At 57.9% G+C, this 25868-nt stretch carries 26 protein-coding genes; 13 read left to right on the forward strand and 13 right to left on the reverse strand.

Annotated elements, in window-relative coordinates:
- Positions 1 to 5: 5 nt before the first annotated feature.
- The 7 genes from ACR0JX_RS06060 to ACR0JX_RS06090 form a co-directional block, all read right to left on the reverse strand.
- Positions 6 to 1220, reverse strand: coding sequence for a DegT/DnrJ/EryC1/StrS family aminotransferase (locus ACR0JX_RS06060; RefSeq protein WP_480542280.1), 1215 nt, complete (start codon positions 1218 to 1220; stop codon positions 6 to 8).
- Positions 1221 to 1337: 117 nt separating this feature from the next.
- Positions 1338 to 2642, reverse strand: a complete 1305-nt coding sequence (locus ACR0JX_RS06065; RefSeq protein WP_480542281.1) for an NAD(P)/FAD-dependent oxidoreductase — start codon at positions 2640 to 2642, stop codon at positions 1338 to 1340.
- 19 nt (positions 2643 to 2661) lie between these two features.
- Positions 2662 to 4020 (reverse strand): glutamine synthetase family protein, encoded by a 1359-nt coding sequence (locus ACR0JX_RS06070; RefSeq protein ID WP_480542283.1) that lies wholly within the window; start codon positions 4018 to 4020, stop codon positions 2662 to 2664.
- Positions 4020 to 4700 carry a type 1 glutamine amidotransferase gene (locus ACR0JX_RS06075; RefSeq protein WP_480542285.1) on the reverse strand — a complete coding sequence of 227 codons (681 nt, stop codon included), beginning with the start codon at positions 4698 to 4700 and terminating at the stop codon, positions 4020 to 4022. The genes ACR0JX_RS06070 and ACR0JX_RS06075 overlap by 1 nt, the downstream gene beginning before the upstream one ends.
- A 60-nt stretch (positions 4701 to 4760) precedes the next feature.
- Complete coding sequence (locus ACR0JX_RS06080) at positions 4761 to 6080, reverse strand: glutamine synthetase family protein (protein ID WP_480542287.1); 1320 nt, start codon at positions 6078 to 6080, stop codon at positions 4761 to 4763.
- A gap of 150 nt (positions 6081 to 6230) precedes the next feature.
- Positions 6231 to 8417: a xanthine dehydrogenase family protein molybdopterin-binding subunit gene (locus ACR0JX_RS06085; RefSeq protein ID WP_480542289.1), complete on the reverse strand. Its 2187-nt coding sequence runs from the start codon at positions 8415 to 8417 to the stop codon at positions 6231 to 6233.
- 2 nt (positions 8418 to 8419) lie between these two features.
- Complete coding sequence (locus ACR0JX_RS06090) at positions 8420 to 8884, reverse strand: (2Fe-2S)-binding protein (RefSeq protein WP_170530716.1); 465 nt, start codon at positions 8882 to 8884, stop codon at positions 8420 to 8422.
- Between the two features lie 136 nt (positions 8885 to 9020).
- Here ACR0JX_RS06090 and ACR0JX_RS06095 point away from each other — a divergent pair, with 136 nt between their 5' ends.
- From ACR0JX_RS06095 to ACR0JX_RS06120, 6 genes are all read left to right on the forward strand, one after another.
- The gene (locus tag ACR0JX_RS06095) at positions 9021 to 9629 is read left to right on the forward strand and encodes a TetR/AcrR family transcriptional regulator (RefSeq protein WP_480542291.1); all 609 of its coding nucleotides are present in this window, start codon (positions 9021 to 9023) and stop codon (positions 9627 to 9629) included.
- Between the two features lie 20 nt (positions 9630 to 9649).
- Entirely contained in the window at positions 9650 to 10747 is a 1098-nt protein-coding gene (dusA, locus tag ACR0JX_RS06100) for a tRNA dihydrouridine(20/20a) synthase DusA (RefSeq protein ID WP_480542293.1), read from the forward strand.
- A 37-nt stretch (positions 10748 to 10784) separates the two neighbouring features.
- Positions 10785 to 11609 carry a sulfite exporter TauE/SafE family protein gene (locus tag ACR0JX_RS06105; protein ID WP_480542295.1) on the forward strand — a complete coding sequence of 275 codons (825 nt, stop codon included), beginning with the start codon at positions 10785 to 10787 and terminating at the stop codon, positions 11607 to 11609.
- On the forward strand, positions 11603 to 12388 hold the full coding sequence (locus ACR0JX_RS06110) for a hypothetical protein (RefSeq protein ID WP_480542297.1): 786 nt from the start codon (positions 11603 to 11605) through the stop codon (positions 12386 to 12388). Before ACR0JX_RS06105 ends, ACR0JX_RS06110 begins: the two co-directional genes overlap by 7 nt.
- 35 nt (positions 12389 to 12423) lie before the next feature.
- Positions 12424 to 13152, forward strand: coding sequence for a SpoIIAA family protein (locus tag ACR0JX_RS06115; protein WP_480542299.1), 729 nt, complete (start codon positions 12424 to 12426; stop codon positions 13150 to 13152).
- Positions 13153 to 13454: 302 nt separating this feature from the next.
- Positions 13455 to 13676 carry a hypothetical protein gene (locus ACR0JX_RS06120; protein ID WP_480542301.1) on the forward strand — a complete coding sequence of 74 codons (222 nt, stop codon included), beginning with the start codon at positions 13455 to 13457 and terminating at the stop codon, positions 13674 to 13676.
- Positions 13677 to 13680: 4 nt separating this feature from the next.
- Here the strand turns inward: ACR0JX_RS06120 and ACR0JX_RS06125 are convergent, their stop codons facing one another.
- From ACR0JX_RS06125 to ccmI, 3 genes are read right to left on the reverse strand one after another with little or no spacing between them, the layout of a single operon-like run.
- Positions 13681 to 13914: a DUF1289 domain-containing protein gene (locus ACR0JX_RS06125; protein ID WP_480542303.1), complete on the reverse strand. Its 234-nt coding sequence runs from the start codon at positions 13912 to 13914 to the stop codon at positions 13681 to 13683.
- A gap of 17 nt (positions 13915 to 13931) precedes the next feature.
- Positions 13932 to 14396: a Holliday junction resolvase RuvX gene (gene ruvX, locus ACR0JX_RS06130; RefSeq protein ID WP_480542305.1), complete on the reverse strand. Its 465-nt coding sequence runs from the start codon at positions 14394 to 14396 to the stop codon at positions 13932 to 13934.
- Positions 14393 to 15622 carry a c-type cytochrome biogenesis protein CcmI gene (gene ccmI / locus ACR0JX_RS06135; protein ID WP_480542307.1) on the reverse strand — a complete coding sequence of 410 codons (1230 nt, stop codon included), beginning with the start codon at positions 15620 to 15622 and terminating at the stop codon, positions 14393 to 14395. The genes ruvX and ccmI overlap by 4 nt, the downstream gene beginning before the upstream one ends.
- A 176-nt stretch (positions 15623 to 15798) precedes the next feature.
- On the opposite strand from ccmI, the gene ACR0JX_RS06140 reads away from it, so the two are divergent.
- The 4 genes from ACR0JX_RS06140 (at position 15799) to ACR0JX_RS06155 (ending at position 21075) form a co-directional block, all read left to right on the forward strand.
- Entirely contained in the window at positions 15799 to 17043 is a 1245-nt protein-coding gene (locus ACR0JX_RS06140) for a sarcosine oxidase subunit beta family protein (protein ID WP_480542309.1), read from the forward strand.
- A gap of 61 nt (positions 17044 to 17104) precedes the next feature.
- Positions 17105 to 17434, forward strand: coding sequence for a sarcosine oxidase subunit delta (locus ACR0JX_RS06145; RefSeq protein ID WP_480542310.1), 330 nt, complete (start codon positions 17105 to 17107; stop codon positions 17432 to 17434).
- A 67-nt stretch (positions 17435 to 17501) separates the two neighbouring features.
- The gene (locus tag ACR0JX_RS06150) at positions 17502 to 20516 is read left to right on the forward strand and encodes a sarcosine oxidase subunit alpha family protein (protein ID WP_480542312.1); all 3015 of its coding nucleotides are present in this window, start codon (positions 17502 to 17504) and stop codon (positions 20514 to 20516) included.
- Positions 20509 to 21075: a sarcosine oxidase subunit gamma gene (locus tag ACR0JX_RS06155; protein WP_480542314.1), complete on the forward strand. Its 567-nt coding sequence runs from the start codon at positions 20509 to 20511 to the stop codon at positions 21073 to 21075. The genes ACR0JX_RS06150 and ACR0JX_RS06155 overlap by 8 nt, the downstream gene beginning before the upstream one ends.
- Positions 21076 to 21117: 42 nt before the next feature.
- Here ACR0JX_RS06155 and ACR0JX_RS06160 read toward each other — a convergent pair whose 3' ends face one another.
- Both ACR0JX_RS06160 and ACR0JX_RS06165 read right to left on the reverse strand, forming a co-directional pair.
- Complete coding sequence (locus tag ACR0JX_RS06160) at positions 21118 to 21510, reverse strand: hypothetical protein (RefSeq protein ID WP_480542316.1); 393 nt, start codon at positions 21508 to 21510, stop codon at positions 21118 to 21120.
- Between the two features lie 99 nt (positions 21511 to 21609).
- A complete protein-coding gene (locus ACR0JX_RS06165) occupies positions 21610 to 22371 on the reverse strand; it encodes an FkbM family methyltransferase (protein ID WP_480542318.1) in 762 nt (253 codons plus the stop codon).
- A 101-nt stretch (positions 22372 to 22472) separates the two neighbouring features.
- On the opposite strand from ACR0JX_RS06165, the gene ACR0JX_RS06170 reads away from it, so the two are divergent.
- Both ACR0JX_RS06170 and ACR0JX_RS06175 read left to right on the forward strand, forming a co-directional pair.
- On the forward strand, positions 22473 to 23072 hold the full coding sequence (locus tag ACR0JX_RS06170; protein ID WP_170530688.1) for a superoxide dismutase: 600 nt from the start codon (positions 22473 to 22475) through the stop codon (positions 23070 to 23072).
- Between the two features lie 269 nt (positions 23073 to 23341).
- A complete protein-coding gene (locus ACR0JX_RS06175) occupies positions 23342 to 23803 on the forward strand; it encodes a baeRF12 domain-containing protein (protein WP_480542321.1) in 462 nt (153 codons plus the stop codon).
- A 43-nt stretch (positions 23804 to 23846) separates the two neighbouring features.
- Here ACR0JX_RS06175 and ACR0JX_RS06180 read toward each other — a convergent pair whose 3' ends face one another.
- The gene (locus ACR0JX_RS06180; RefSeq protein WP_480542322.1) at positions 23847 to 24395 is read right to left on the reverse strand and encodes an LOG family protein; all 549 of its coding nucleotides are present in this window, start codon (positions 24393 to 24395) and stop codon (positions 23847 to 23849) included.
- A gap of 127 nt (positions 24396 to 24522) precedes the next feature.
- Here ACR0JX_RS06180 and ACR0JX_RS06185 point away from each other — a divergent pair, with 127 nt between their 5' ends.
- Positions 24523 to 25839, forward strand: coding sequence for a LysM peptidoglycan-binding domain-containing protein (locus ACR0JX_RS06185; RefSeq protein WP_480542324.1), 1317 nt, complete (start codon positions 24523 to 24525; stop codon positions 25837 to 25839).
- Positions 25840 to 25868: the final 29 nt, after the last annotated feature.

The raw sequence follows: 25868 nt of genomic DNA on the forward strand, positions 1-25868 counted from the left end.
TCATGTCAGGTTCCGTATACCGGAACCGGACCTGTCACTTCACCAACTGAAGCCAGCAGGATATCGGCGATCACGTCCAACTCATCGCGCGTCAGGCGTACGGGCAGTCGCACATCACAGGCTTTCATCAGCATGTCGCGTGTCTGCGGCAGGTCGAACTTTTCGGGCAGGAACTGCCAGTTCCAGAACGCGCGGGCGTTGTCTTCGCTCAGGCCAAAGACCTGAACCTTGACACCACGTGCCTCTGACGCAGCCGCGAAGGCCCGGATTTCAGCCTCATCCATGCCGACCAGATTGAACTGGATCGAATCTGGCGCACGACGTTCCGGCGACAGTGGAGCAGGGACGTCGATATAGGGTGAGTTGTTCAGACGTTCCGCCACATAGTCATGGTTTGCCAATCCGTCCTGAACCCGGCGCGCTAGTTCAGGGATTTGCGGTCGGATGACGGCGGCGCTCAGGTTGCTCATCCGCAGATTATAAAGCGGCAGTTGGTTCTGCCAGCGGGCGAAGGCTTGCTCAAGCTCGGGTGAGTTGTCGCCCCGTGGGGTTTTGTGCTTTTTCCAGTTGTGTTCATATGCGCCCGACATGATCACAGCGCGTGCGACCAGATCGGCGTCATCTGTGATCAAAATACCGCCTTCGCCGGCGTTGATCATTTTGTAAGACTGGAACGAAAAGCAGCCAACCTTGCCAATGGTGCCAATGTTCCGGCCATGCCAGGTGGTCCCCAGCGAATGCGCCGCGTCTTCGATCACCGGGATGTCGCGCGCATCACAAAGCTCCATGATCGCGTCCATATCCGAGGTGTGGCCGCGCATATGGCTGATGATAACCGCTTGTGCATCGTCCAGTTTGGCCGCGAAATCATCCATATCGACACGGTAGTTCTCGCCCACCTCACACAGAACCGGAATACAGTCTGCATGCACGACCGAGGATGGAACAGCGGCAAATGTAAAGCCCGGGATCAGCACCCGCGCATCCCGCGGCAGGTCCAGCGCCTTCAACGACAGGAACAACGCAGCCGAGCAAGAGGAGACTGCAAGCGCGTATTTGGTACCCAGCAGGGCCGCGAACTCAGCCTCCAACAGGGCAACTGGCGCGTCTTGCGGTGCGGTGTACCGAAATAGATCACCCGACTGCATCAGGGCGTCGATGGCGTCTCGGGCAGCGGCGGGGATGGGTTCGGCGTCATGGACGTTGGGGGGCAGCGTCATATTTGGATTTCCCGAATTCTAACTTTCGTTTATTTAAATCAAGCGGGCAGGTCGTGCCAAGCCCCCAATCGATGGATCGGCAAAATTTCACCAAACTGTCGCAATCAAAAACGGGTGTCAGAGGCCCAGGCGATCCCGCATCGCAAACCATGTCATCGCCAGCACCAGCAGCGGGCTACGCAGGGCCGGGCCGCCAGGAAAGGGCAGGGCCGGGACGCGGGACATGGTATCAAACCCTTCGGCCTGCCCTTGAACGGCCATAGCCATAAGTTGCCCCGCATGGGTTGCGGTGCCAACGCCGTGGCCGGAATATCCCGATGCCGAAAGAATGTTGGTGGCAAGTCGCGCAAGATATGGCATTCGACGCATTGTAATCGCCAGAGTGCCGCCCCATGCATAGTCGATTTGCACGTCTTTCAGATGCGGGAAAATCTCAACCATCGGCTTGCGCACTTTGGCGGCGATGTCGAATGGGAAGCGATAGCCATAGCTTTCACCGCCGCCAAATAAAAGCCGCCGATCAGCGCTCAGGCGGAAGTAGTTCACAACGAATTTCGTATCCGCTACGGCGACATCACGGGTCAAGACGCGGGCGGTGTCATCGCCAAGCGGTTCTGTCGCTGCAATGAAGTTGTTGATCGGCATGACCCGCGATGCCACCTGCCGGTTCAGCGCGCCAAGATAGCCATTGCAGGCCAGAATAAGATGTTTCGCGCGCACCGTCCCGTTTTCAGTGCGCACGACCACTGGATCGTCCTCTTGGATCTCCAGAACCTCGCTTCTTTCGTGAATGCGCGCACCTGCGTTATGCGCCGCCTGTGCTAACCCAAGCGCATAGTTCAACGGATGCAAATGCGCGGCGCCCTTGTCCAGATATCCACCTTTGTAAGTGGGCGAAGGGCACAGCGCATGCCCCGCGGCCTCATCCAGAAGCTCTATCTGATCGTAGCCATATGAGTTCGACAGATGCTCGGCATGGGCGTGCAGCTCTTTCTGGTCCGAGATCGACAGCCCAAGATCAGCCACACCGGGTTTCAAATCGCAATCGATCTGGTGCTTGGCGATCAGGGATTTGACCAAATCCTTTGCGTCTTCGGCCAGATCCCACAGCTTGGTGGCATCATCCTGCCCGACCAATCGCTCCAGACTTTCCTGATCCATGCGCTGGGCGCTGCCCAACTGCCCGCCATTGCGACCCGAAGCCCCGAACCCGACGCGGTGTGCTTCGAGCAGCACAACATCCAGCCCGGCCTCGGCCAAGTGCAGCGCTGCTGACAACCCGGTGTAGCCGCCGCCGACGATACAGACGTCTGCGCGGGTTTCGCCTTCGAACGCCGCGAACGGCGCCATGGTGTTGGCCGTTGCGGCATACCAGCTTGCCGGATACTCAGCCTTGCGGTCGTTGGAATACAGAAGGTTCATAGCGACCGGCTCCGCTGGTTTAGACGTTCAGCAACAGATGCTCGCGTTCCCAGGGGGAGATGACCTGCAGGAATTCCTCGTATTCAGCCCGCTTCACGATGCCATAGACACGCGCGAATTCGGGGCCGAGAACCTCATGCAGGGCAGTGGCCTCATCAAACAGATCTAGCGCGTTGCCCATGACCTGAGGGATATCGCCATCGCCTTCATACGCATCGCCATAGAACTGACGGCGGGGGCGTTCCTGTTGGGTCAGGCCCAGATAGCCACAGGCCAGCGACAGCGCGATGCCCAGATAGGGGTTGCAATCCATTCCGGCGATGCGGTTTTCAACCCGCCGTGCTTCGGGGCCGGACAAGGGTACCCGGATTCCCGTTGTTCGATTGTCGCGCGCCCATTCCAGATTGATCGGCGCGGCATGGTCTTTGACATAGCGCCGATAGGAATTCACGTAAGGCGCCATCACGGCAAGACCTGCGGGCAGATGGTTCTGCAGTCCTGCGATATAGTGATAAAACGCATCCGTCTCGCCGCCTTGCGGACCCGAGAAGATGTTTTGCCCTGTCTCCATCTCAATGATCGAATGGTGGATATGCATGGCCGAACCGGGCTCATCCTCGATCGGTTTGGCCATGAACGTGGCGAAACAATTGTGTCGCAGCGCTGCCTCGCGGATCAGGCGTTTGAAATAGAACACCTCATCCGCCAGCTTGACGGGATCGCCGTGGCGCAGGTTGATCTCGAGCTGCCCGGCGCCACCCTCTTGGGTGATACCGTCAATCTCGAACCCCTGATGTTCGGCAAAGTCGTAGATGTCATCAATCACCGGGCCGAATTCATCGACGGCGGTCATGGAATAGGCCTGACGTGCTGCTGCCGGGCGGCCCGAGCGGCCCATCATAGGCTTGATCCCTTGCGCCGGGTCTACGTTTGGGGCGACCAGAAAAAACTCCATCTCGGGGGCAACGACGGGTTTCCACCCTTTGTCATGGTAGAGCTGTACGACACGCTTCAACACGTTGCGCGGGCTGAACGGGATCGGCTCGCCATCGCGATCATAGGCGTCGTGGATCACCTGCAACGTCCAATCCCCGGTCCAGGGCGCAGCAGAAGCAGTCGAGAAATCAGGTTTCAGGATCATGTCCCGTTCGATAAACCCGTCTTCGCCCGCAGCTTCTCCCCAATCCCCGGTGATTGTCTGATAAAAGATACTGTCGGGCAGGTGGAAATAGGATTGCCGTGCAAATTTCGACGCGGGAACAGCCTTGCCGCGAGCGATGCCGGGCAAATCGGAGATGATGCACTCAACCTCATCCAGCCGGTGCCCTTCGATGTAAGCTTGTGCTGCCGGAGGCAGTGCATCTGTCCAATCGGCCATCAGGCCCTCGCTTTCTTCAGGAAATTCGCCATAAGATGCGCGATCTGATCATTGTGATCTGGTGCCGATTGCCGGTTCGCAGCGGCCTGCATCAGATCGTCGGGTACCACACCCTTGCCGCGCGTGCGCATCAGCCCGGTTACAAAGTCATTGGAAAACTCGGGATGTGCCTGAACGGTCCATATCTGATCGCCATATTGCAGCATCGCATTCTGGCAGAAGTCGCTGTGGCCTGTGACCTTGGCCCCTTCGGGCAGGCCAACCACCTGATCCTGATGCCAGGCGTTCAACCAGACCTTTTCGCCCTCAAAGTCATACTCGGTGCGTCCAACTGACCACCCGCCATCAAATTTTTCGACCTTGCCGCCAAGGGCTTGCGCGATGATCTGATGGCCGAAACAGACGCCAACTATGGGTTTGCCGCTGTGGTGGATTTGGCGGATCAACTCTTCGAGTCGCGGGATCCACGGCAGGTCCTCATAGGCGCCATATTTGGAACCTGTAATCAACCACCCGTCAGCCTCGTCCGCACTGATTGGAAAAACCTCGTCCACAACGGCAAAGGTTTCGAACTCTAGCCCGTGGCCTTTCAGGAGGGCGGGAAATAACGAGTCGTAATCTCCGAATTCGTCTTTAAGCACGTCGGGTGTGTGGCCGGTTTGTAGAATACCGATTTTCATAAGTCACCGAATTTGATCAAATTCAGAAATACCCTAGTCGCGAACGCCGGGCAAGGGGGGTCAAACAGCTTCTAAATAACTCAGCCAATGCTGGTCTTCAGGACGATCTGCAAAGCGCGCGATCTCTTGCCGTTTTGTCAGGGCCATGTTGCGGATCAACTCAGCTGGGAACAGGCGGGTCATGATTGGGTCGGCCTCGAATTGGTCAATCGCTTCGGACCAATTGCTCGCAAGCTGCGGCAGCCCGTCTACCTCATAGGCATTCCCGGTGATCGGGGCGGGCGGCTTCATATCATCTTCGATCCCGATCAGTGCCGCACCCAGTACGGCGGTCAGCATAAGGTAAGGGTTGATATCACCGCCGGCAACACGATGTTCGATACGCCGGGCGGCCGGTGCGCCCCCTGGAATACGGATGGCCGCTGTTCGGTTTTCATAGGCCCAGCTTGCGCCAATGGGTGCATGTGCACCGGGCACCAGTCGTGCATAGGAATTGCCGTTTGGTGCAAAGATCAGGCTACTGGCTGGCATGGCCGCCAGACAGCCCGCAACGGCAGATCGCAACAGGTCGGTGCCTTCGAGACCACCATCATCAAAGATGTTTCGCCCATTGGCATCAATGACCGAGAAATGCACATGCATCCCGTTTCCCGCATCGTCGGCATAAGGTTTCGCCATGAATGTAGCAGCAAACCCGTGTTTGCGGGCCAGACCGCGCGTCAATGCCTTGAAAAGCCATGTATCGTCTGCACAGCGCATCGCATCCTGATGGTTCAGGTTGATCTCGAACTGGCCGATACCGCTCTCGGATATGGCGGTTTGTGCCGGGATGCCCATTGCAGCGCAACCATCGTAGAGATCGGTGAAGAACGCCTCGAACGCATCCATTTCCGCGACCGACAACACCGCTTCGTCCGTCAGGTGACGACCGGTCACTGGGTTCAGAGGGGGCTGGGGGTGAGGGCCGGAAGCGTCCAGCAGGGTGAACTCTAGTTCAGTCGCGGCAACCACCGACCAGCCGCGCTGGCCGTAACGGGACAATGTGGCCGACAGGGCATGCCGTGGGTCGCCCGCGAACGGCGTACCGGCATCGTTGTAAAGGCACATGGGAACCAATGCTGTCTCCGCGCCCAGCCATGGGATCGGGACAGGACCACGTTCCGTTGGCAGCAGAACGCCATCTGCATCGCCGCTTTCAAACACCAAGGGGCTGCCGTCGATATCCGCACCCCAAAGGTCCACATTCAGGGCCGAGAACGGCATACGTACCGCACCCTTTGACAGTTTGTCCGCATAACTTGGTGGAACCCGTTTGCCGCGCAGTTGACCGTTCAGATCGCAGGCTGCGACGCGAAAATTATGCAAAGTACTCAGGTCCATTTTTCAGGTTCCGTTCTTCCGATTAACTGAGATGTATCGAAGCAGGCCCTCGAAGTCACGAAATTTGATCAAATTATTCATAAGGAGCCTTCTGCAAAGAAAAACGCCGCCCAAAGGGGCGGCGCAATTTGCGTTATGGGATCCACTAGATCAGACGAAGCTGATGCCATCCTCTGTCATCGGGTGCGCCGCAATCTGCACGCCGGACAGAGTGTTGATCGCATTGGCCAAAGCAGGCGCCGCTGGGGGCGTTCCTGGCTCACCCACCCCGGTGGGCGCTTCGGCCGATGGCACGATATGGACATCAATGGCGGCAATATCACCGATCCTCAGCGGCTCATAGTCGGGGAAGTTCGATTGATCTACAGCGCCACCGGTCAGCGTGATCTGACCGCGCATCACGTGACCGATGCCATAACCGATGCCACCTTCCATCTGGGCACGGACAACATCAGGGTTAACCGCAATCCCACAATCCACTGCACAGGTCACCCTTTCGATCTTGATGCCCGATTCAGGGTCGCCAGAGACTTCGACGACCTGAGCGGCATAGGATCCAAAGGATTTGTGCACAGCGATACCCTGAGCCCGTCCTTCAGCAGGATTGCCCCAATTGGCCTTCTCAGCCGCCAGTTTCAATACGCCTGCTTTGCGCGACTGATCTGGATCATCACCATCAGCCAGGTAAGAGAGACGGAATTCAACCGGGTCACGACCCGCTGCCTTAGCCGCCAGGTCCATCATGACCTCCATGACGTAACCGGTGTGAGTGTGCCCCACCGACCGCCACCACAGAACCGAAGTTGCCTTGGGCGTATCCGTCAGACCAAGCGCCATACCGGGAATATTGTAGGGGCTGTCTGCAATACCCTCGATCGAGCTGTGGTCGACGCCGTCATGAACCGAGAAGGATTCGAACGGCGTTCCCTTCATGATCGACTGACCGGCCACCTGATGCTGCCATCCGACGATATTGCCATCCGCGTCCAGACCAACCCGCGCTTTGTGACCAAAGGCCGGGCGATAGTATCCGCTGCGGATGTCATCCTCACGCGTCCAAACCAGCTTCACAGGGCGCGACCGGTCTGTGACCACAAAGGCCAGCGCAGCTTCGACCTGATAGTCTGCATCCGGCGTTGCGCGGCGTCCAAAGGACCCGCCAGCCAGCATTGTCTTGATCTGGATTTTCTCTGGTGGCAGTTGGAAGATCTGCTGGTAGGCCATGTGCGGACCGGTCGGCATCTGCGCGCCATCATGCAGAATGATGTCACCTTCGGCGGTCTGTTCGATGGTGCAGTTCAGCGGCTCCATCGGTGCATGGGCCAGCAGGGGGAAATAGAACGACTGTTCGATCACAGTATCCGCGCCATCAATGGCTGCGGTGACCGCTGCGACGTCGGCCTGGTTCACGTTGAACTCTGGCTCTGCGTCCAGCGCGGCCATGATCTCGGCTTTGATTTGGTCCGAGTCACGGGTTTCTGCCGCTGACATGTCCCATTCGACCTCAAGCATGTCTCTTGCTTGAATCGCGGCCCATGTATTTTCGGCATAAACCGCAACACCGGCCTGATTGGGTAGAATAGCCGCGTTGATATAGCCTTTGATCTCTTTCGATGCGCTGTCGTCAAAGCCCAAAGCGATGCCACCGCGCGACTCTGGCCGCTTGATCATGGCCACCATCTGGTTGGGCAGATGCACATCCATCGCAAATTTCGCCTGGCCGTTGCCCTTGATCGCCGAATCCTTGCGGCGCACGCTCTCGTTGCCGATCAATCGGAACTCTGACGGGTCTTTCAGGCGGGGCTCTGCAGGCACCTCCAGTGCAGATGCGGCGGCCACAAATTCTGCAATCGGTGCGGTATTGTCACCAGCAGTGATGATCCCATCCTCGATGGTGACACCACTTGGGTCGACGCCCCAGCTTTGGGCGGCAGCATTGGTTAGCATATCGCGCGCGGCGGCACCTGCCTGACGGTATTGCATCCACGAATTTGCAATCGCAGTCGAACCGCCAGTTCCCTGGAACGGACCGAACAGAAGGTTATTATAAACCTGCGGATCAGATGGGGCGAATTCGTATTCGATCTGATCCATCGTCACGCCAAGCTCTTCGGCGATGATGGTTGGCAGACCGGTTGCTGGGCCCTGACCCATCTCAAAATGCTTGACGATTGCGGTCACGGTGCCATCCGCATCTATTTTCACAAACGGATTAAGCTGGGCGCTGTCCGAGGATGCCGCAGCAAGTGCGCCATCGGGGCGGGCACCGACAATCAAAACGGCGCTGGCTGCTGCTGCGCCTTTCAAAAATCCACGGCGGGAGGTGTTGATGGTCATGATCAGGCCTCCAGAATTTCAGATGCGCGCTGAACACCAGCGCGGATGCGTTGATAGGTGGCGCAGCGGCAGGCATTGCCCCACATGTATTCGTCGATTTCTTCAGCACTGGGTTTTGGGTTTTCAGACAAAAGACCCACAGCTGACATCACTTGACCAGATTGGCAGTATCCGCATTGCACCACATCCAGCTCGACCCAGGCTTGTTGCACGGCCGCGCCGATTTTGTCGTCGCCGATCGCTTCGATGGTGGTGATCTCGGCATCCTCCAGATCTTCGACATAGGTCTGGCACGACCGGACAGGCTCGCCGTTGACGTGAACAGTGCAAGCGCCGCATGAGGCAACGCCGCAACCGAATTTGGTTCCGGTCAGCTTGAGCTCATCCCGGATCACCCACAGCAGGGGGGTGCCGGGTTCGGCGTCAACCGTGTGGGTCTCGCCGTTCAGTTTTAGTGAAAGGGCCATGGGGGTCGTCTCCTGTTGGCTGTTACCTGAATCGGTAAACTGGCGCGTTTACATGTGGCACAGGAAATGCGCCCTGTAAACTGATAAGTTTACGTAGTGTTTGACCTGCGCAGGTCAATGGGTCTATAGCTCTGCCATGAACGAATGCAGCGCGCCGAATGCGTCAAAATACGCGCAGATCATCGACGCAGCCGTAGCCGAATTCCTTGAAAAGGGATTTGCCGCGTCCAGTATGGATCGCATCTCGGCCCGGGCTGAAGTTTCCAAGCGGACGCTTTATAAGTATTTCGAAAGCAAGGAAAATCTCTTTCGGTCCATCGTTGTGGAGCTGTCGAGCAGGTTCGCAGAAGTGGTTGAGATCAAGTACGATTCGGACCGGGATATACGCGAACAGATGACCGAGCTCGCCTGGGCCGAGGGGCGTATTCTTATGCTCCCGGAGGTCATTGCCATGTCGCGTATGGTGATAAGCGAAACATTGCGCAATCCGGCACTTGCGGCCGAGGCGCAGGGCAAGCTGGACAAGACAGCTGCCTTTGTCGACATGCTGAAAGGCGCGGCGCAGGATGGCAAACTGAACATTGATGACCCTGAACAGGCGGGCAAGGAGTTCATCGGCCTGATCAAGGCGCGTGCGTTCTGGCCCTTGCTGTTCAGTGGTTCGGTGCTAAGCGAGGCCGAGATGGCGGAGACAATTGAGAACAGCGTCGAGATGATGATCAGCCGATATGGGCTTCCTAGCTAAGGGCCTTCTGAGGCGGTTAGATGTCCGATGGCAATCCGGATAAATACAGGTTAGACCCGGCGGGCCGTGCGCATGCTCGTATTTCCAATGCCAGGCCTACAGAGTTAGACGGGAGTTTTGCTGTGACAGGCAAGGCAACAAGTGCAGCGCGATTGTCTGTTGCGCCGATGATGGATTGGACCGATCGTCACTGCCGGTATTTTCATCGGCTGCTCAGTCGTGAGACCTTGTTGTACACAGAAATGGTGACTGCGCCTGCTCTGGTACGGGGTGGGGCGTTGCATCTGCTCGACCATAACCCCGAAGAGCATCCGGTGGCCCTGCAACTTGGCGGTTCTGACCCCGAGGAGCTGACACAGGCGGCGCGGCTTGGGGCAGATGCGGGCTATGATGAGATCAATCTGAACTGCGGCTGCCCCTCAGACCGAGTGCAATCCGGAACCTTTGGTGCGGTCTTGATGAAAGAACCGGGCCGTGTGGCCGAATGCGTTTCGGCGATGCGGGCATCGGTCGATGTTGACGTGACGGTCAAGTGCCGGATCGGGGTCGATGATCAACAGCCTCAAGAGGTTCTGCCAGATTTCCTGACCCAAATCCGCAGGGCAGGATGTATGCGGGTGACGATCCACGCCCGAAAAGCTTGGTTGCAGGGGTTAAGCCCGAAAGAGAACCGGGATATCCCTCCGCTTGATTATGATCTGGTGCATCGGATTAAGGCGGACTTCCCGGATATGCATATCTCGATCAATGGTGGGATCACATCGCTGGATCAGGCGCAGGCGCATCTTGAGGCTGGTCTAGATGGCGTCATGATCGGGCGCGCAGTCTACCACCAGCCAACCGATATTCTGGCTCAGGCGGATATGAGGATTTACCAGACCGGCGCAGCTGTGGATCCAATTGCAGTTGTTCAGGACATGGTGCCATATGTCGAACGCCACCTTGCCAATGGGGGGCGTTTGCACCAGATCACCCGGCATATGCTTGGCCTGTTCGCTGGCCGCCCGGGGGCTCGGGCATGGCGACGGGCCTTGTCCGAAGGGGCGGTGCATGAAAGCGCTGGGCCCGAGGTGATGCTGCGGGCTTTGGAGCACGTTGCGCCCTTGGCCGAGGTTTAGAAGGAAAACACCGGCGCTGCCGGTTCTTGGGGGAAATATGCCCGATACCATGTTGCTGGCGCAGATGCTGGGTCTTTTGCTTGTGATCGGAGCGTTTGCGGGCGTTCTGGCCGGGCTTTTGGGGGTAGGTGGCGGCATCGTGTTGGTACCGGCGTTCTTCTATGCCTTCAAAACATTGGGATATGGCGGACCACAGTTGATGCAGCTGTGCCTTGCTACGTCTTTGGCGACGATAATCGTCACTTCTGTCCGTTCGGTCCTGGCCCATAACAAAAAAGGCGCGGTGGATTGGGATATCCTGCGCGGCTGGGGGCCGGGGATCGCCGTGGGGGCGGTTTTCGGCGTTCTGGTCGCGTCGGCCTTGCGCACCGAAGCACTGCAGGCGCTTTTTGGGGTGCTGGGCATGGTGATTGGTGCCTATCTGGGTCTGGGAAAATCCGATTGGCGGTTGGGCGATGCGATGCCAAAGGGAATCAAACGTGCGGCACTTTCTCCCTCGGTTGGGTTTCTGTCCGTCCTGATGGGGATCGGCGGGGGCAGTTTCGGTGTGCCGCTTATGAGCCTTTACAACACGCCCATCCATCGCGCCGTTGCGACAGCAGCCGGGTTTGGCGTGATCATTGCTGTACCTTCCGTTCTTGGGTTTTTGTTCCTGGGCATTGCGCCGGAACATCGCCCGCCCTTGACCATCGGCGCAGTGAACCTTGTCGCCTTCGGCGTCGTCGTGGCGATGACTATGATCACCGCGCCCTGGGGGGTAAAGCTGGCCCACGCGATGGACCCGAAGCCGCTTAAGCGTGTATTTGCAGTGTTTCTGACGCTGGTGGCGCTGAACATGTTGCGCAAGGCGCTGGGATGGTAGGTGATTTCTGGTCGCGTGGATGGGTGAAATTCCCCTATGACCCGGTGCTGGCGGATTGGGTCGAACACGCCCTACCGGCCGCGCAGCAGTCGGTGCGCGATCCCGCTTTTGCAGAATGGCTGGATTGCGAAGGCACATGGTTTGTTGGTGTTGATGCGCTACCGAATGATACTGAGGGTCGCGTTGGGAACTCAGCGCCACTCGCGGGCAAGGCCGCCACTTTCTTGCAGGATCACTTTGGCCAGTTGCCATTACACCGAGGTCAGGTCTCGGTCATCCATCCCGGATACCCGCGCGCCCGACGGGGCGAAAGCGAGGCTGCCGCGCGGTATAGGTGCAATCGGGATGCCGCCCATGTGGATGGATTGCGTCCCATGGGGCCGGATCGCCGACGCCGGATTGACGAACCTCATGCGTGGATATTGGGCATCCCGTTGACCGAGGTCAGCGATGAGGCCGCACCATTGGTTGTTTGGGACCAAAGTCACAAGGCAATGGGCGCAGCCTTTCGCGACGCGCTGGCGGACCACGCGGGCGATGTTTTGCACACGGTTGATATCACCGATATCTATCAGGCCACACGCCGCACTGTATTTGAAACCTGCACCCGGATCACTCTGCCTGCCAAACCGGGTGAGGCCTATTTGTTGCACCGCCACTGCCTGCATGGGGTTGCCCCATGGGGTGATGGGGCCTCGGCCGGGCCAGATGGACGGATGATCGCCTATTTCCGCCCCGAATATCCGGGGGGAGTGGCCGAATGGATCGAATCCCCATAACCTTCGATCATTGTTTTGAGTGGAGGTTTTGAACCATGATTACGGTTCACACGAATTCAGACGGTGCGTTGATAGAAGTCGAACTGTCAGGTGAAGTCACCAGCGCAGACTATTCCGAAACACTGGTTCCCGCGATCGAAGCTGCCTTGGTCGAGCATGAAGCGATTAGATTGCTGGTCATCGTTCAGCCCGAGTTCAAAGGCTATGATCTGGGGGCCGCCTGGTCCGATACCAAGCTGGGGCTCAGCCACTGGCGTGGGTTTGACCGGATCGCGGTTGTTGCCGATCAGGGTTGGGTGCAAACCAGTATCCGACTGGCCGCCCCGATCCTACCCTGTCCGACGCAGGTGTTCGAGATGGCAGAACTGGAAGCTGCACGCCGATGGATGCGTGAGTCTCTGGGATCGATCCATGTCACCGATTTGGGCGGACCCTGTGTTCAGATCAGCCTGTTGGGCAAGCTGGACCCAGACGAATACAGCAAAGCCGAGGAAGCACTGGACGTTGCTCTGCAAGGGCGCGAGAGCTTTCGGCTGCTGATTGACCTGCGCGAGTTTGACGGCTGGCAAGGGCTGTCGGCACTGGCTGCACATTTCCGCCTGGCTCGAAATCACATCCGCCTGCTGGATCGCGCGGCCATCGTTGGTGACGCAGCATGGCAGCATATCGCACAGCGCGTGGCCCGTCATATCCTGGGTGTTCGCACACAGTTTTTCCCCTCGGTCGAAGCGGAAAACGCCAAATCCTGGCTGGCTGCTGGCTGAAATCTGCTCAAATTCGATTCGAACACCGACATTGGAGTGCGCTTATTGGCGCGTTTAGTGCCGATAGGCGTCGTTTGTGACGTAAGGGAATTTGTGGGTATTTGTTGGAAATTCCAGTTTTGTACTCAAAAACGATCAAAATTTGAGAGTTTTCCCCGTAAAATTGAGGATCGAACTGGCTACCTCGGCGCTGTCGCCGCGGGTTGCCACTCACGCCGGAAACGTTCTTGAGCACGACCCCTCTCAGCTCGAACGCTGCCCGCGGCGGCACTGATTATTTAATTCACTAAAGGATGCTCGAAATGACGTTCAGGACTGTCTTAAATAAAATCTTTTCCGCCCGCGGCGTTGTTCAGACTTTGCCCGGTGATCTGGCTGAGGTTCATGAGCTCACGACCCCAGATCAACTCAAAACCAGCCAATCCGAGATCGCAGGTCTATTTGCCGAGGAATTGCGTGGCCGCCATCCAATTCACGATGCAGCACGTACAAAACTGCCAGAGCATCACGACACAGCGAACTGATGAGTTACAACCCGTTCAAACGCGCGGCCCGACCGCCCCGACGTTTCGCAAGACGCGGCTTGCGGTTGGGCAGGTCTTCCATGACTTCCGCGCGCTCTGAGCTGTCCATCTTGGACCAGCGGGTGATCTCATCAATCGTGCGGTAGCAGCCGGTGCAAATACGCTCAGTCGGGTGTACGACACAGATCTGGATACAGGGGCTTTCCACCTCGTTCCGTTTCCAAACCATGTTTGTCATGTGCGGTCTCCGACCCGTTACAAAAAGCGCAACCTGTCGAGCGCTCCTTGAAGGATATAACCCGCTGCGACATGATCAATAACCTGTCCGCGACGTTTTCGTGTCGTATCCGCCTCTAACAGTGCCTTTTCTGCCGCAACTGTGCTGAGGCGTTCATCCCAGAACCCGATGGGGCATGCGGTCAGACGCGACAGGTTGCGGGCAAAGGCGCGGGTCGACTGGCACCTGGGCCCTTCGGTTCCGTCCATGTTTTTGGGCAGGCCCAGAATGATGCCACCGATCTCACGGTCGGCGATCAACTCAAGCAATCGGGCGGAATCGAGGGTGAACTTTTTGCGGCGCACGGTTTCAAGCGGGCTGGCCACGCCGCGCGTCCGGTCTGACACGGCAACACCGATCGTCTTTTCGCCAAGATCCAGACCCATCAGCGCCGTCATCGGCGCCAGAGTGGCAGCAAATTCTTCGAACGTATCATGGATCATTGGGCAATACCCGCCTGCAGCGCCGCGGCGTCGATCAGTTGCAAGGCGGCGGTGTTGCCAGCAAATACGTCCACGGCTTCGTCGCGGATATCGATGGCGCGTTGGGCTTGTCCCAGAACGCCGAGTGCTGCGATCAGGCGCGCCCATTCTTCGGGGGTTCCGCCCTCGGTCGCCAAACGATCCGACAGTTGGTTCACCATGCCTTGAATCATTTCTTGCCGTTCTTCTGGCGTCATATCGGCAGCAGCAGCCACATCCTCCTGGCTGGGACCAGATTGTCCCGGTACAGGGGCAGTTTCGGGGGCATTGAAGACACCTGCGCGCCAGGCAAGGTCATCCAATTGGGTCCGGATCGCCTCGGCCCATGGCGCCCCCGCAGGGGCATCGCGCAAGGTGTCAACCCAGACGCGATACGCGATGTCCGGGCGACCGATCTGTGCCAGCATCTGACCAGAGTAGTATCGCGCGGGGCCGTGGTTCGGATCGCGATCCAAGGCTTGCGAAAGGGCCTGTTCGGCCTCGGGTGAGACATAGCCATTCGCTGCCAAAATCATCATTTCAGCAAGATCCGCATAAGCGTCAGCTGTTGCCGCGTCGGCTGAAAGTTCAATCACCCGCTGCTGCGCTGCATACCCAGCGCGAAAGTTCCCGGCATTTGTTTCATGTTGCGCCAGCAGCATCTGCCCTTGCAGATCGTCCGGGCGCGCTGCAACTGTTTCACGTAACTGACCGAGAAGGCTGGCATAACTTTCATCCAACTGCCTGGGTACAGGCGCAGGCGTCATTTCTTCGACGATGGCTTGCGAGGGCCGGTTCTGGCGGACGTCTTCCGCCAATTCGATCCGCGCCTGAAGCGGCATATCCGGTAAACCTACGGCACCTAGACGTTGATATATAAACGCCGCACCGCCGACGAGTATCAGTGCTAGTCCGCCAATCACAATCAAGGACATGACCCGCGAAGGACCGACCTCGGAAGTCTTTTTGTTCATCTGGGCATCTGCCGCCAGAATACGGCGAGAGATTTCGGTGCGCACCCTCTCGGCGTCTGCCTCGCCGATCACGCCGCGGGCCAGATCGCGGTCAACGCCCACCAGTTGTTCCCGGTAGACACGAAGGTCATAGGCTGCGGCGGGCTCTGCATCGCGGCGACCACGGAGCAAGCTGTAGCTTAGAAAGGCTGCAATCAGCAGCGCGATGGACAGTATCAGAACCCAGAACGTCATGGCTCCTCCGAAGTAGCTGATCTGACTTAGACCTGCCAGTCGTTTGACAAAAGGGACAAATGGCCGCGAATGGACGACATGTCGCAATAGTGCGATATTGCGGCGTTGTGCGGCAGAGATATTCTGCGGCTTCAAGGCATATCTGCGCCCAATCACCGAACCGGATGGATTCGCATATGAAACACTATTCAGCCTTTGCTGTTGCGCGCGAAGCGTTGCGCTATCACACAGGATGGGAACGCGCGTGGCGATCCCCTGAACCCAAGAAACGTTATGACGTGATTATCGTTGGTGCGGGGGGGCATGGTCTGGCGACGGCCTACTATCTGGGCAAGAACTACGGCATCCAGAATATCGCGATCATCGAAAAGGGTTGGCTGGGCGGTGGTAACACCGGTCGGAACACGACCATCATCCGGTCGAACTACCTGCAGGATCCGTCGGCTGCTTTGTATGAGAAAGCGCGCAGCCTGTACGAGGATCTGAGTCAGGACCTGAACTACAATGTCATGTTCAGCCCGCGCGGCGTGATGATGCTGGCGCAGACCCAGCATGAAATTCGCGGCTATCAACGCACGGCGCATGCGAACGCCCTGCAAGGGGTGAAGACCGAATGGATCGGCCCCGAGCGCGTCAAACAGCTGGTGCCGATCATCAATATCGATGGCCCGCGCTATCCGGTTCTGGGGGCGCTGTGGCAGGAACGCGGCGGAACCGCGCGACATGATGCGGTGGCTTGGGGCTATGCGCGTGCGTGTTCAGCCATGGGCATGGACATCATCCAGAAATGCGAAGTCACCGGGGTTCGGTCGGAAAATGGCCGCGTCGTTGGTGTCGACACCACCAAGGGTGCCATCGACTGTGACAAGCTGGGCATCGTGGTTGCCGGGCATTCCGGTCAGCTGGCCGAGATGGCGGGTTTCCGTCTGCCGTTGGAAGCGGTGGCGCTGCAGGCGCTGGTTTCCGAGCCGATCAAACCCTGCATGGACGTGGTCGTGATGGCCAACACAGTGCATGGCTATATGAGCCAGTCCGACAAAGGTGAGATGGTCATTGGCGGCGGCACCGACGGGTTCAACAACTACACCCAACGCGGCAGTTTCCACCATATCGAAGAAACCGTGCGCGCGCTGATCGAAACCTTCCCGATGATCTCACGTCTGAAAATGCTGCGCCAGTGGGGCGGGATCGTGGACATGACCGGCGACCGTTCGCCCATTCTGTCAACCACGCCGATGGGCAATTGCTTCATCAACTGCGGATGGGGCACCGGTGGCTTCAAGGCCATTCCAGGCTCGGGCTGGGGCATGGCACAGTTGATGGCCACGGGCCACTCGCCGCTGACCGAAGCCTTCACGATGGACCGCTTTAAAGAGGGCCGCTTTATCGACGAAAGCGTCGCCGCCGGGGTGGCGCACTGATGCATCCGCAGTTCTCGGAAACCCTGTTGTCTCAACTCGGCGTCTTCAAGGAGACTGCATCATGCTGACACTCAAATGCCCATTCACCGGCGCCATGCTGGATGAAACCGAACTCCATTGTGGCGGTGAAGCGCATCGTAAACGCTTTGGCCCGGGCTCCTCGGATGAGGAGTTTGAAAGCTACATGTTCACCCGCGAAAACGCGCGCGGTGTGCATTTCGAGCTTTGGCTACACGCCTATGGAATCGGGAAATGGTTCATCGCAGCCCGCGATACCGACACGCTTGAGGTCTACGGAACATATCCGGCCCAGACCACTGAACCGCCGCAAGAGATCAAAGACGCCATCACGGCCAAACGCCCCGGCTGGTCGTGGAGAGAGTTCTCCTGATGCATCACCTGTTCAAAAATACTCCCGCCGGAAGCCCTGACGCTTCCACCTGCGAAAGGTCCGCACAATGAGCACCCGTCTCGCAAAACAAGGCCGGCTGATTGACCGGTCGAAAAAGGTTACCTTTTCCTTCAACGGCACCTCAATGCAGGGCTTTGAGGGCGATACGCTGGCCTCGGCCCTGCTGGCCAATGACCAGATGATGGTGGGCCGGTCATTCAAGTACCACCGCCCGCGCGGTATGGTCGCCAGCGGCGCGGAAGAACCGAACGCATTGGTCGGTCTGGGGCAGGGCAACCGGTTCGAGCCGAACCAGCGCGCCACCACGACCGAGCTGTTCAACGGGTTGACCGCAACCTCGCAGAACCACTGGCCGAACCTGGAATTCGACATTGGTGCGGTCAACACCGCTCTGGCACGGTTCCTGCCTGCCGGGTTCTACTACAAGACGTTCATCCATCCGAAACCGTTCTGGAAACACGTCTACGAGCCGTTCATTCGCCAATCTGCAGGTCTGGGCAAAGCGCCCGACAAGGACAGCCGCGATGCGGATACTTATGAGCATTTCTACGCCTTCACCGATGTGTTGGTGATCGGCGGTGGTGTCGCAGGCCTGCAAGCGGCCAAAGTGGCGGCTGCGTCTGGCGCCAAAGTCATGCTGATCGAGCAGACAGCCCATTGGGGTGGTCGTGCTCCGGTTGATGGCGGTTCGATCAATGGTGAGTCTGTGGATAAGTTCGTGGAACAATTGGTTTCCGAACTCGAAACGATGGACAATGTCACCATGCGCACCCGCTGTATGGGCGCGGGGGTTTACGACCATGGTTATGTGCTGGGCTATGAACGTCTGACTGACCACAAACCTGGCACCCAGGGCCCGCGCCATCGCCTGTGGCGCATCCGCGCCAAGCAGGTTGTGACTGCGGCGGGTGCGATTGAACGCCCCTTGTCCTTTGCGGGCAACGACGTGCCGGGTGTGATGCTGGCCTCTGCCATGCGTGACTACGTTGTGAACTGGGGCGTGACCCCGGGCCAGCGGGTGATCGTGGCCACCAACAATGATGATGCGTATCGCACCGCGATTATCCTGAAACAGGCCGGTGTTGACGTGTTGCGCGTGGTCGATGCCCGCGCAGCTGCCGGCCCGCTGGCCGAAGAGGCGCGTCAGCTGGGCATCCGTGTCGATCCGGGCAAAGCCATCGCCAAAGTCAAAGGTGGCAAGCGCGTCAAGAAGGTTGCCATCTGCAATCAAGAAGGCATCGGTGGCGCTCGCGAAGAGGTCGAGGCCGATGCGGTCGCCATGTCCGGTGGCTGGTCCCCGGTTGTGCACATGTGGTCGCATTGCGGCGGCAAGCTGATCTGGGATGAGGCAAATGCCCATTTCCGCCCCGATCCCGCGCGCCCTCCGCGCGGAGCCGATGGTGAAGGTTTCGTTTTGGCCGCAGGTAGCTCGAACGGGCCGCTTGCACTGGGCGATGTTCTGACCGACGCGGATGCAGCGGGCAAAGCGGCGGCGAAAGCGGCCGGGCACAAACCCAAACGCACCAAGGCTCCGGCAGGTGAAACCACCGCCGAGGCGCCATTGGAACCGGTCTGGCTGATGCCAGCCAATGCAGAAATCCAACTGCGCGCCAAGTCATGGCTGGATTTCCAGAACGATGTCAAAGTCTCGGACGTTCAATTGGCCGCGCGCGAAGGCTATGAAAGCGTCGAACACACCAAGCGCTACACCACGCTGGGCATGGCGACCGATCAGGGTAAGCTGAGCAATATCAACGGTCTGGCGATCCTTGCTGATGCGCTGGATTCGGAGATTCCGAAGGTCGGCACCACCACTTTCCGCCCGCCTTACACGCCTATCTCGCTGGCCTCGATTGGTGGTGAAGCGCGTGGAGAGATTTTCCAGCCGATCCGTCAAACGCCGATGCACAATTGGCACGACAAGAACGGTGCCGATTGGGAGCCTGTCGGCCACTGGCGCCGGACCTATGCCTATGTGCGCCCCGGTGAATCCGTACATGACGCAGTGAACCGTGAGGTGAAGAACACCCGCGAGAACCTCGGCCTGCTGGACGCCTCGACGCTGGGCAAGCTGATCGTCAAAGGCCCGGATGCAGGCAAGTTCCTGGACATGATGTATACCAACATGATGTCCACGTTGAAGATCGGTAAATGCCGCTATGGCCTGATGTGTTCGGAAAACGGCTTCCTGATCGACGACGGCGTTGTCGCGCGGGTCGATGAGGATACATGGCTGTGCCACACCACCACCGGCGGGGCCGAGCGTATCCATGGTCATATGGAAGAGTGGTTGCAGACCGAATGGTGGGACTGGAAAGTCTATGTCGCCAATGTGACCGAGCAATACGCTCAGGTTGCCGTGGTTGGCCCCAACGCCCGCAGGGTGCTTGAGAAACTGGGCGGGATGGATGTGTCGAAAGAGGCGCTGCCCTTCATGGAATGGCGCGATGGCAAGATCGGTGACTTCGATTGCCGCGCCTACCGCATCTCGTTCTCGGGTGAGCTGTCCTATGAGATCGCCGTTCTTGCCAGCCAGGGTCAGGCGTTCTGGGACGCGTTGATGGAGGCAGGTAAAGAGTTCGGCGTGATGCCTTACGGCACCGAATGTCTGCACATTCTGCGGGCCGAGAAGGGCTTTATCATGATCGGGGACGAGACCGACGGCACCGTGATCCCGCAGGATCTGGGGCTGCACTGGGCGCTGTCCAAGAAGAAAGAGGACTATCTGGGTAAACGCGCCCATTCGCGCAGCCACATGGCCGACCCGGACCGCTGGAAACTGGTCGGGCTGGAGACTGTGGATGGTTCCGTCATCCCAGATGGCGCTTATGCGGTGGGCGAGGGCGTCAACGCCAACGGTCAGCGCAATATGATCGGGCGTGTCACCTCGACCTACTACTCGGCCAATCTGGGCAAAGGCATCGCCATGGGTCTGATCAAGCATGGGCCCGATCGGATGGGAGAGATTGTCGAGTTCCCTGGAACGGATGGCAAAACCTACAAAGCCAAGATCGTAGATACGATCTTCTATGACAAAGACGGGGAGAAGCAGAATGTCTGAACCCATCAGCGCCCTGAATCATGCAAGCTATGACGGCATCGCTAAGATCGAGGAATGCGGACTGCAGGGCATGATCACCCTGCGCGGCAACCAATCCGACAAGGTGCTGGCCAAAGCGATCAAAGATGCCACCGGGCAAAAAGTGCCCGGTCAGCACGAGGCATTGGTGAGTGGCGATACTGGCGTCTGCTGGATGTCCCCGGACGAGTTGCTGGTGCTGGTCCCATATGCTGAGGTCGAAGCCAAACTGGCCGCCATGACCAATGCGCTGGGCGGAACGCATGCCTTAGCTGTCAACGTCTCGGATGCCCGCGCGGTGTTTCGCGTGTCCGGCGCAACCGCACGCGAGGTGATGGGCAAGGTTGCCCCGGTCGATTTCTCGGGCGACGCGTTCCAACCCGGCCAAATCCGCCGCTCGCGTCTTGCCCAGGTGGCAGGTGCATTCTGGATGGATGACGTCGAAAGTTTCCGTGTGGTCTGCTTCCGCTCGGCGGCGGATTACGTGTTCAAACTGCTCAAGCTGGCGGCGCAGCCCGGCAGTGAGGTTGGGGTTTACTGATTTGCATTAATAAGGCCCCGACTTAGACGGGGCCTTGTTGTATCATTTGTTCAACGAACAAGTCCCTACGCCATAGGGTTTGTTCGCAAAGTTGCCCTGCAAAAATGCCATACGAACTTTGACTGAGTTATCTGACGGATTCAGGTTAGCCTGGTATCGAACGCGGACATTTCCGCCGGCGGCCATTGTTTCGTCGATGTTCCATACAAGGCGATAACCCTTGGAACCACGATTTTTGAATTTGGCTTCTGCCCAGTCCTGATAAGAGCTTGCTGCCATTGCGGACGTCGCGGCCGGATCGATGCGGAACGAATATTCTGACGCGATCCAGCCATGGCTATCCTGCTTGGTCATTTTGCAGACATAGTTAACGGATTCTGTGGCTGCGACTTGTGTGCCAATTAGTGTGAACAATGCGATAGTAAGATGTTTCATGAATGCCTGTCGTGATTGATTTGGTGTCGCCAAGGCAGCACCTTAAGCGCGAAAAGGCAAATTAAATTGCTCGATTAACAAGAAACTCAATTGACGCGTCTATGCGTGCAACAGAACCGTTTGAAACCTAGAAAGTGCCTCGGGCTTCAGCAGTTGCTCGATCGTAACTGGATCAAAGTTCTCGTCGCTGAGATTGGAGTAAAAACTCAATGAGTTCAGCAGGCTCTGTGTAGCTTCAAGCCTTTCATCTTCGGCCAATAGTGGTGCGTGAAGTGACAAATACAGCGCTGGTTTTTGTCGTTCTAGCCAAGCAATCAACGTCGGCAGAACAAAAAACTCGGCCCCTTCAATATCCATTTTGACCAGTGAAACCTTCGACAGATCACAGGTCGATTGGAACTGCTCCCATGTGATCGTCAGCGCGTCATTCCCATGGGCTTCGTCATGTAGTAGGGATGTGGTTGAATCCCCGGGCTCGCCCCAGACCGAGGCCATTCTGGCCACACCAAACGTGTCGGACAAGGCGACACCGAAGGCAGAGACATTTCTGATCTGGTTCAGGTCCAGATTCCACGCCAGAAACCGATAGGCCGCTGGATCAGGTTCAAAGCAAAAGACGTGCCGGGCTTTGCGGGACCCATACAGAACCGTCGGGCCGATCCAGGCCCCGATATCAAGGTAGTCGCTATCGGGCGTCAGAAATCTGTCGAGAACCTTGAACGTTTCGGGCTCCCACGTTCCATCGCCTGCTTCGCGCCAGAATTTTGAATGGTACGGATCGAGGCGAAAAGCCTCACCATTCAGATTGCCCGCATAGTATCCGCGCGCGCGGTAGAACATCTTGCGTGCCTTTGTTCGCATCGCGGACCTTTCGGTTTTATTGTCGCGGCCCTTGACCTGCGGCGCTTGCCAAAGCATTTAACCTTTGGGAACCGCAACATTCATTTCAACAGGGGGCCGACATGGCTTTTGAACTTCCTGATCTTCCTTATGCACATGACGCGCTGGCAGCCAAGGGTATGTCCGCTGAAACACTGGAATTTCACCACGACCTGCACCACAAGGCCTATGTCGATAACGGCAACAAGCTGATCGCGGGCACTGAGTGGGACGGCAAGTCGCTGGAAGAGATCATCGTCGGCACCTATGATGCCAATGCCGTGGCGCAGAACGGTATCTTCAACAACATCAGCCAGCTGTGGAACCACAACCAGTTCTGGGAGATGATGGGCCCAGATGGCAACGCCATGCCCGGTGAGCTGGAAAAAGCGCTGACCGAGAGCTTTGGCTCGGTCGACGAGTTCAAGTCGCAGTTCAGCGCGGCGGGTGCTGGTCAGTTCGGCTCGGGCTGGGCGTGGTTGGTCAAGAACGCTGACGGTTCGCTGGCCGTGACCAAGACGGAAAACGGCGTGAACCCTCTGTGCTTTGGTCAGACTGCGCTTTTGGGCTGTGACGTATGGGAGCACAGCTACTACATCGACTTCCGCAACAAGCGTCCGGTTTATCTGTCGAACTTCCTCGACAATCTGGTGAACTGGGAAAACGTTGCATCGCGCATGTAATGTCTGATCCGATTACGGGTCTTTAAGGGCCTGCCGGCGGAGACGCTGGCAGGCCTTTTTGCTGCGAACAACCGTTCATAAGCGAAGTTTCATGCTGAGACGGGATTGAATGCGGCCCTGCAGTGCTTACCTAATGTGAAGCGGACCGGGAGAGCCGCAAACCACATACCAACAGACAGGCAAAGCGTCGGATGCGTCCGGCAACGTGGGAACCAACCCCGCCTGATTGACGAGGGATGCGTCTAAAAACGTCATAACAGGAGATCTCGATGGTCGCACTTTCACAGGGAACTTGGGTCATTGTCGCAGATGGAGAGAAGGCATTGTTCATGGAAAACATAACTGATGCCGAAGACCCCAATCTGGTTGTTGTTTCAGTCGAAGAAACAGACATGCCAGCTGCACAACCTTCTGACCGGGCGGGGCGGCGCAATGATGGCGGACCGAACCAGAAGTCAGCCTTGAATGATCCGTCTTGGAAGGCCCATGCCAAGTCTCTGTTTGTGCAGGAATTGGCAACTTTGCTGAACCGCAAGGGGCTGAAGGGTGCCTATAAGCGCCTTGTTCTGGTCGCAAGCCCGCATGTTCTGGGATTGCTGCGCCGGCGTTTGCACAGTGAGGTGCTGGCCAAAGTTGTGGCTGAGGTCGATAAGACGCTAACGAACCACCCGCTCCACAAGGTCGAACAGGTTTTAAGGCAGCGTCTTAAGCCCACACACCGTTTAGCTTAACCCTGTTTGGGCGGCACATGCCGCCCAGCCGTACCGCGCGCGGTTAGATATTTGTGCGCAAGGCTGCTATTGCTGCATCGGCGCTGTCGACCCAGGTGACAAACGCAGCAAGCGACTGTTCGGCAAAACCCTGATCAACGACCTGATCCAGCAATGTTTTTAAAGCGTCCCAATAACCGTCAACATTCACCACGACAATAGGCTTGTAGTGCAAGCCCAGCTGCCGCCATGTGAGTGCTTCGAAAAGCTCGTCCAGCGATCCGGGGCCACCGGGTAGAACAACCACCGCGTCAGCATTCATGATCATGACTTTCTTGCGCTCGTGCATTGTTTCGGTGATCACGAAATGGGTCAGGTCGGTCTTGCCGACCTCGCGTTGAACCAGATGCACGGGTATGACTCCAAACGTCTCTCCGCCCGCGTTTTGAGCGGCGCGCGCAACCTCTCCCATCAGACCGACATCGCCCGCGCCATAGACCAGCCGCCAGCCCTCGCGCGCCAGCAGAGTCCCAAGCGATTGGGCCGCGCTGGCATAGGCTTTGTTAGCGCCATCGCGTGACCCGCAATACACACAGACAGACTTCTGAGACATGAATTTGACGCTCCGGGGTTGTGTCAGAGGTTTTGACCCGTGATAGCGGGATTGATAAATTGGCTCAACTGTCCGCCTGAACACATTCAGAAACCATGTGTTTGTGCTGCGGGGTGAAAGGAAAACAATGGACGCCAAGTCGGGAAACGGAAGTTCGAGCAACTTCGTATGGGGAGTCGTTGCCGCAATAGTCGCTCTGTTGGGCTTGGGCGGGGCATACCTGTCTGGTGCATTTGACAGCGCGCCGGACCAAGCGGATGCGCCTCAGGAACAAACTGCAGCTGCGCCTGCGCCCGAAGCATCAGAGCCGAGCGCACAGGCGGCGGACACCGAGACCGACGCTCCAGCCGACGCGGAACCAGACACTGTGGCAGAGGTCGATGCGGATGCCGACGCGGATGAACCCGCTCAGGAGGTGACGGAAGCACCTCAGATCACCGCTCCGGTTTTGGATCAGATCTTCGTCGAAAAAGATGGCAATGCGTTGCTGTCGGGTGAAGCTGCGCCCGGGAGTGAGATTCGGGTTTTGCTGGATGGCGAAGCTGTGCACAGCTTTACGGTCGACAATACCGGACAGTTTGCCGAGTTTGTTTCGATCCCGTTCAGTGAGGTTGCGCGGGGATTGGTGTTGGAAACGTCTGATGGTGCGGTGACTGCCCAATCCGATGACTACCTGATTGCGGCCCTGCCGAAACCTGTTGAAGAAGAGCAGGTCGCCAGCGCCGATCCTTCCGTAACACCCGAGGATAACGAGTCTGACACTGCTGCCCCGTCTGACGCCTCTGGCACCACAGACGCTGGGGAACAGCCCCAACAGCCTGCGGATACTGAGGTTGCTGAGGCTCCGGCCGAAAGCGCATCACCGGCTGAAGCCACATCAGATGATCAGCAAGTGGCGGTGCTGCGCTCGGGCGAAGAAGGGGTCGAACTGGTTCAATCTCCATCGACGGACACGACAGAGCCCGAGCAAGTGGAACTGGATACGATCGGCTATTCGGATACGGGCGATGTTCAATTGACGGGCCGGGTCACCGAAGGTTCGGCTGTGCGCCTCTATCTGAACAACCGTCTGGTTGCGGATGTTACGCCTGAGACAGGTGGCAATTGGAGAGGTGAGTTGCAGGGGATTGAACCCGGTGTTTACACCCTGCGCGTTGATGAGGTCGGCACCGACGGCACCGTGGTCAGCCGCTTGGAGACGCCCTTCAAGCGCGAACCTGTTGAGGTGTTGCAAGCGGCTGAGGCCTCGACGACCGAAGAAACCACCGCCGAAACGCCGCCCATCCGCCAGGTCACCGTGCAAAAAGGGGATACCTTGTGGGCGATTTCGCGTGAACGTTTTGGCGATGGCGTCCTTTATGTGCGCCTGTTCGATGCCAACCGCGATCTGATCCGCGATCCTGATCTGATCTATCCGGGGCAGATTTTCACGATCCCCGAATAAAAACTTCTGGCCCTTTGAGGGCCAGACGA

The organism is Ruegeria sp. AH7, from assembly GCF_056541325.1.

What these genes read in the sequence shown, in the direction of transcription:
- ACR0JX_RS06105 (WP_480542295.1), top strand. Translation starts at nt 10,785, where the DNA reads ATGCCCGATACCATGTTGCTGGCGCAGATGCTGGGTCTTTTGCTTGTG.
- ACR0JX_RS06070 (WP_480542283.1), bottom strand. Translation starts at nt 4,020, where the DNA reads ATGGCCGATTGGACAGATGCACTGCCTCCGGCAGCACAAGCTTACATC.
- ACR0JX_RS06170 (WP_170530688.1), top strand. Translation starts at nt 22,473, where the DNA reads ATGGCTTTTGAACTTCCTGATCTTCCTTATGCACATGACGCGCTGGCA.
- ACR0JX_RS06085 (WP_480542289.1), bottom strand. Translation starts at nt 8,417, where the DNA reads ATGACCATCAACACCTCCCGCCGTGGATTTTTGAAAGGCGCAGCAGCA.
- ruvX (WP_480542305.1), bottom strand. Translation starts at nt 14,396, where the DNA reads ATGATCCATGATACGTTCGAAGAATTTGCTGCCACTCTGGCGCCGATG.
- ACR0JX_RS06060 (WP_480542280.1), bottom strand. Translation starts at nt 1,220, where the DNA reads ATGACGCTGCCCCCCAACGTCCATGACGCCGAACCCATCCCCGCCGCT.
- ACR0JX_RS06140 (WP_480542309.1), top strand. Translation starts at nt 15,799, where the DNA reads ATGAAACACTATTCAGCCTTTGCTGTTGCGCGCGAAGCGTTGCGCTAT.
- ACR0JX_RS06120 (WP_480542301.1), top strand. Translation starts at nt 13,455, where the DNA reads ATGACGTTCAGGACTGTCTTAAATAAAATCTTTTCCGCCCGCGGCGTT.
- ACR0JX_RS06145 (WP_480542310.1), top strand. Translation starts at nt 17,105, where the DNA reads ATGCTGACACTCAAATGCCCATTCACCGGCGCCATGCTGGATGAAACC.
- ACR0JX_RS06110 (WP_480542297.1), top strand. Translation starts at nt 11,603, where the DNA reads ATGGTAGGTGATTTCTGGTCGCGTGGATGGGTGAAATTCCCCTATGAC.
- ACR0JX_RS06090 (WP_170530716.1), bottom strand. Translation starts at nt 8,884, where the DNA reads ATGGCCCTTTCACTAAAACTGAACGGCGAGACCCACACGGTTGACGCC.
- ACR0JX_RS06080 (WP_480542287.1), bottom strand. Translation starts at nt 6,080, where the DNA reads ATGGACCTGAGTACTTTGCATAATTTTCGCGTCGCAGCCTGCGATCTG.
- ACR0JX_RS06180 (WP_480542322.1), bottom strand. Translation starts at nt 24,395, where the DNA reads ATGTCTCAGAAGTCTGTCTGTGTGTATTGCGGGTCACGCGATGGCGCT.
- ACR0JX_RS06095 (WP_480542291.1), top strand. Translation starts at nt 9,021, where the DNA reads ATGAACGAATGCAGCGCGCCGAATGCGTCAAAATACGCGCAGATCATC.
- ACR0JX_RS06075 (WP_480542285.1), bottom strand. Translation starts at nt 4,700, where the DNA reads ATGAAAATCGGTATTCTACAAACCGGCCACACACCCGACGTGCTTAAA.
- ccmI (WP_480542307.1), bottom strand. Translation starts at nt 15,622, where the DNA reads ATGACGTTCTGGGTTCTGATACTGTCCATCGCGCTGCTGATTGCAGCC.
- ACR0JX_RS06165 (WP_480542318.1), bottom strand. Translation starts at nt 22,371, where the DNA reads ATGCGAACAAAGGCACGCAAGATGTTCTACCGCGCGCGCGGATACTAT.
- ACR0JX_RS06150 (WP_480542312.1), top strand. Translation starts at nt 17,502, where the DNA reads ATGAGCACCCGTCTCGCAAAACAAGGCCGGCTGATTGACCGGTCGAAA.
- ACR0JX_RS06115 (WP_480542299.1), top strand. Translation starts at nt 12,424, where the DNA reads ATGATTACGGTTCACACGAATTCAGACGGTGCGTTGATAGAAGTCGAA.
- ACR0JX_RS06125 (WP_480542303.1), bottom strand. Translation starts at nt 13,914, where the DNA reads ATGACAAACATGGTTTGGAAACGGAACGAGGTGGAAAGCCCCTGTATC.
- ACR0JX_RS06175 (WP_480542321.1), top strand. Translation starts at nt 23,342, where the DNA reads ATGGTCGCACTTTCACAGGGAACTTGGGTCATTGTCGCAGATGGAGAG.
- dusA (WP_480542293.1), top strand. Translation starts at nt 9,650, where the DNA reads ATGTCCGATGGCAATCCGGATAAATACAGGTTAGACCCGGCGGGCCGT.
- ACR0JX_RS06065 (WP_480542281.1), bottom strand. Translation starts at nt 2,642, where the DNA reads ATGAACCTTCTGTATTCCAACGACCGCAAGGCTGAGTATCCGGCAAGC.
- ACR0JX_RS06155 (WP_480542314.1), top strand. Translation starts at nt 20,509, where the DNA reads ATGTCTGAACCCATCAGCGCCCTGAATCATGCAAGCTATGACGGCATC.
- ACR0JX_RS06185 (WP_480542324.1), top strand. Translation starts at nt 24,523, where the DNA reads ATGGACGCCAAGTCGGGAAACGGAAGTTCGAGCAACTTCGTATGGGGA.
- ACR0JX_RS06160 (WP_480542316.1), bottom strand. Translation starts at nt 21,510, where the DNA reads ATGAAACATCTTACTATCGCATTGTTCACACTAATTGGCACACAAGTC.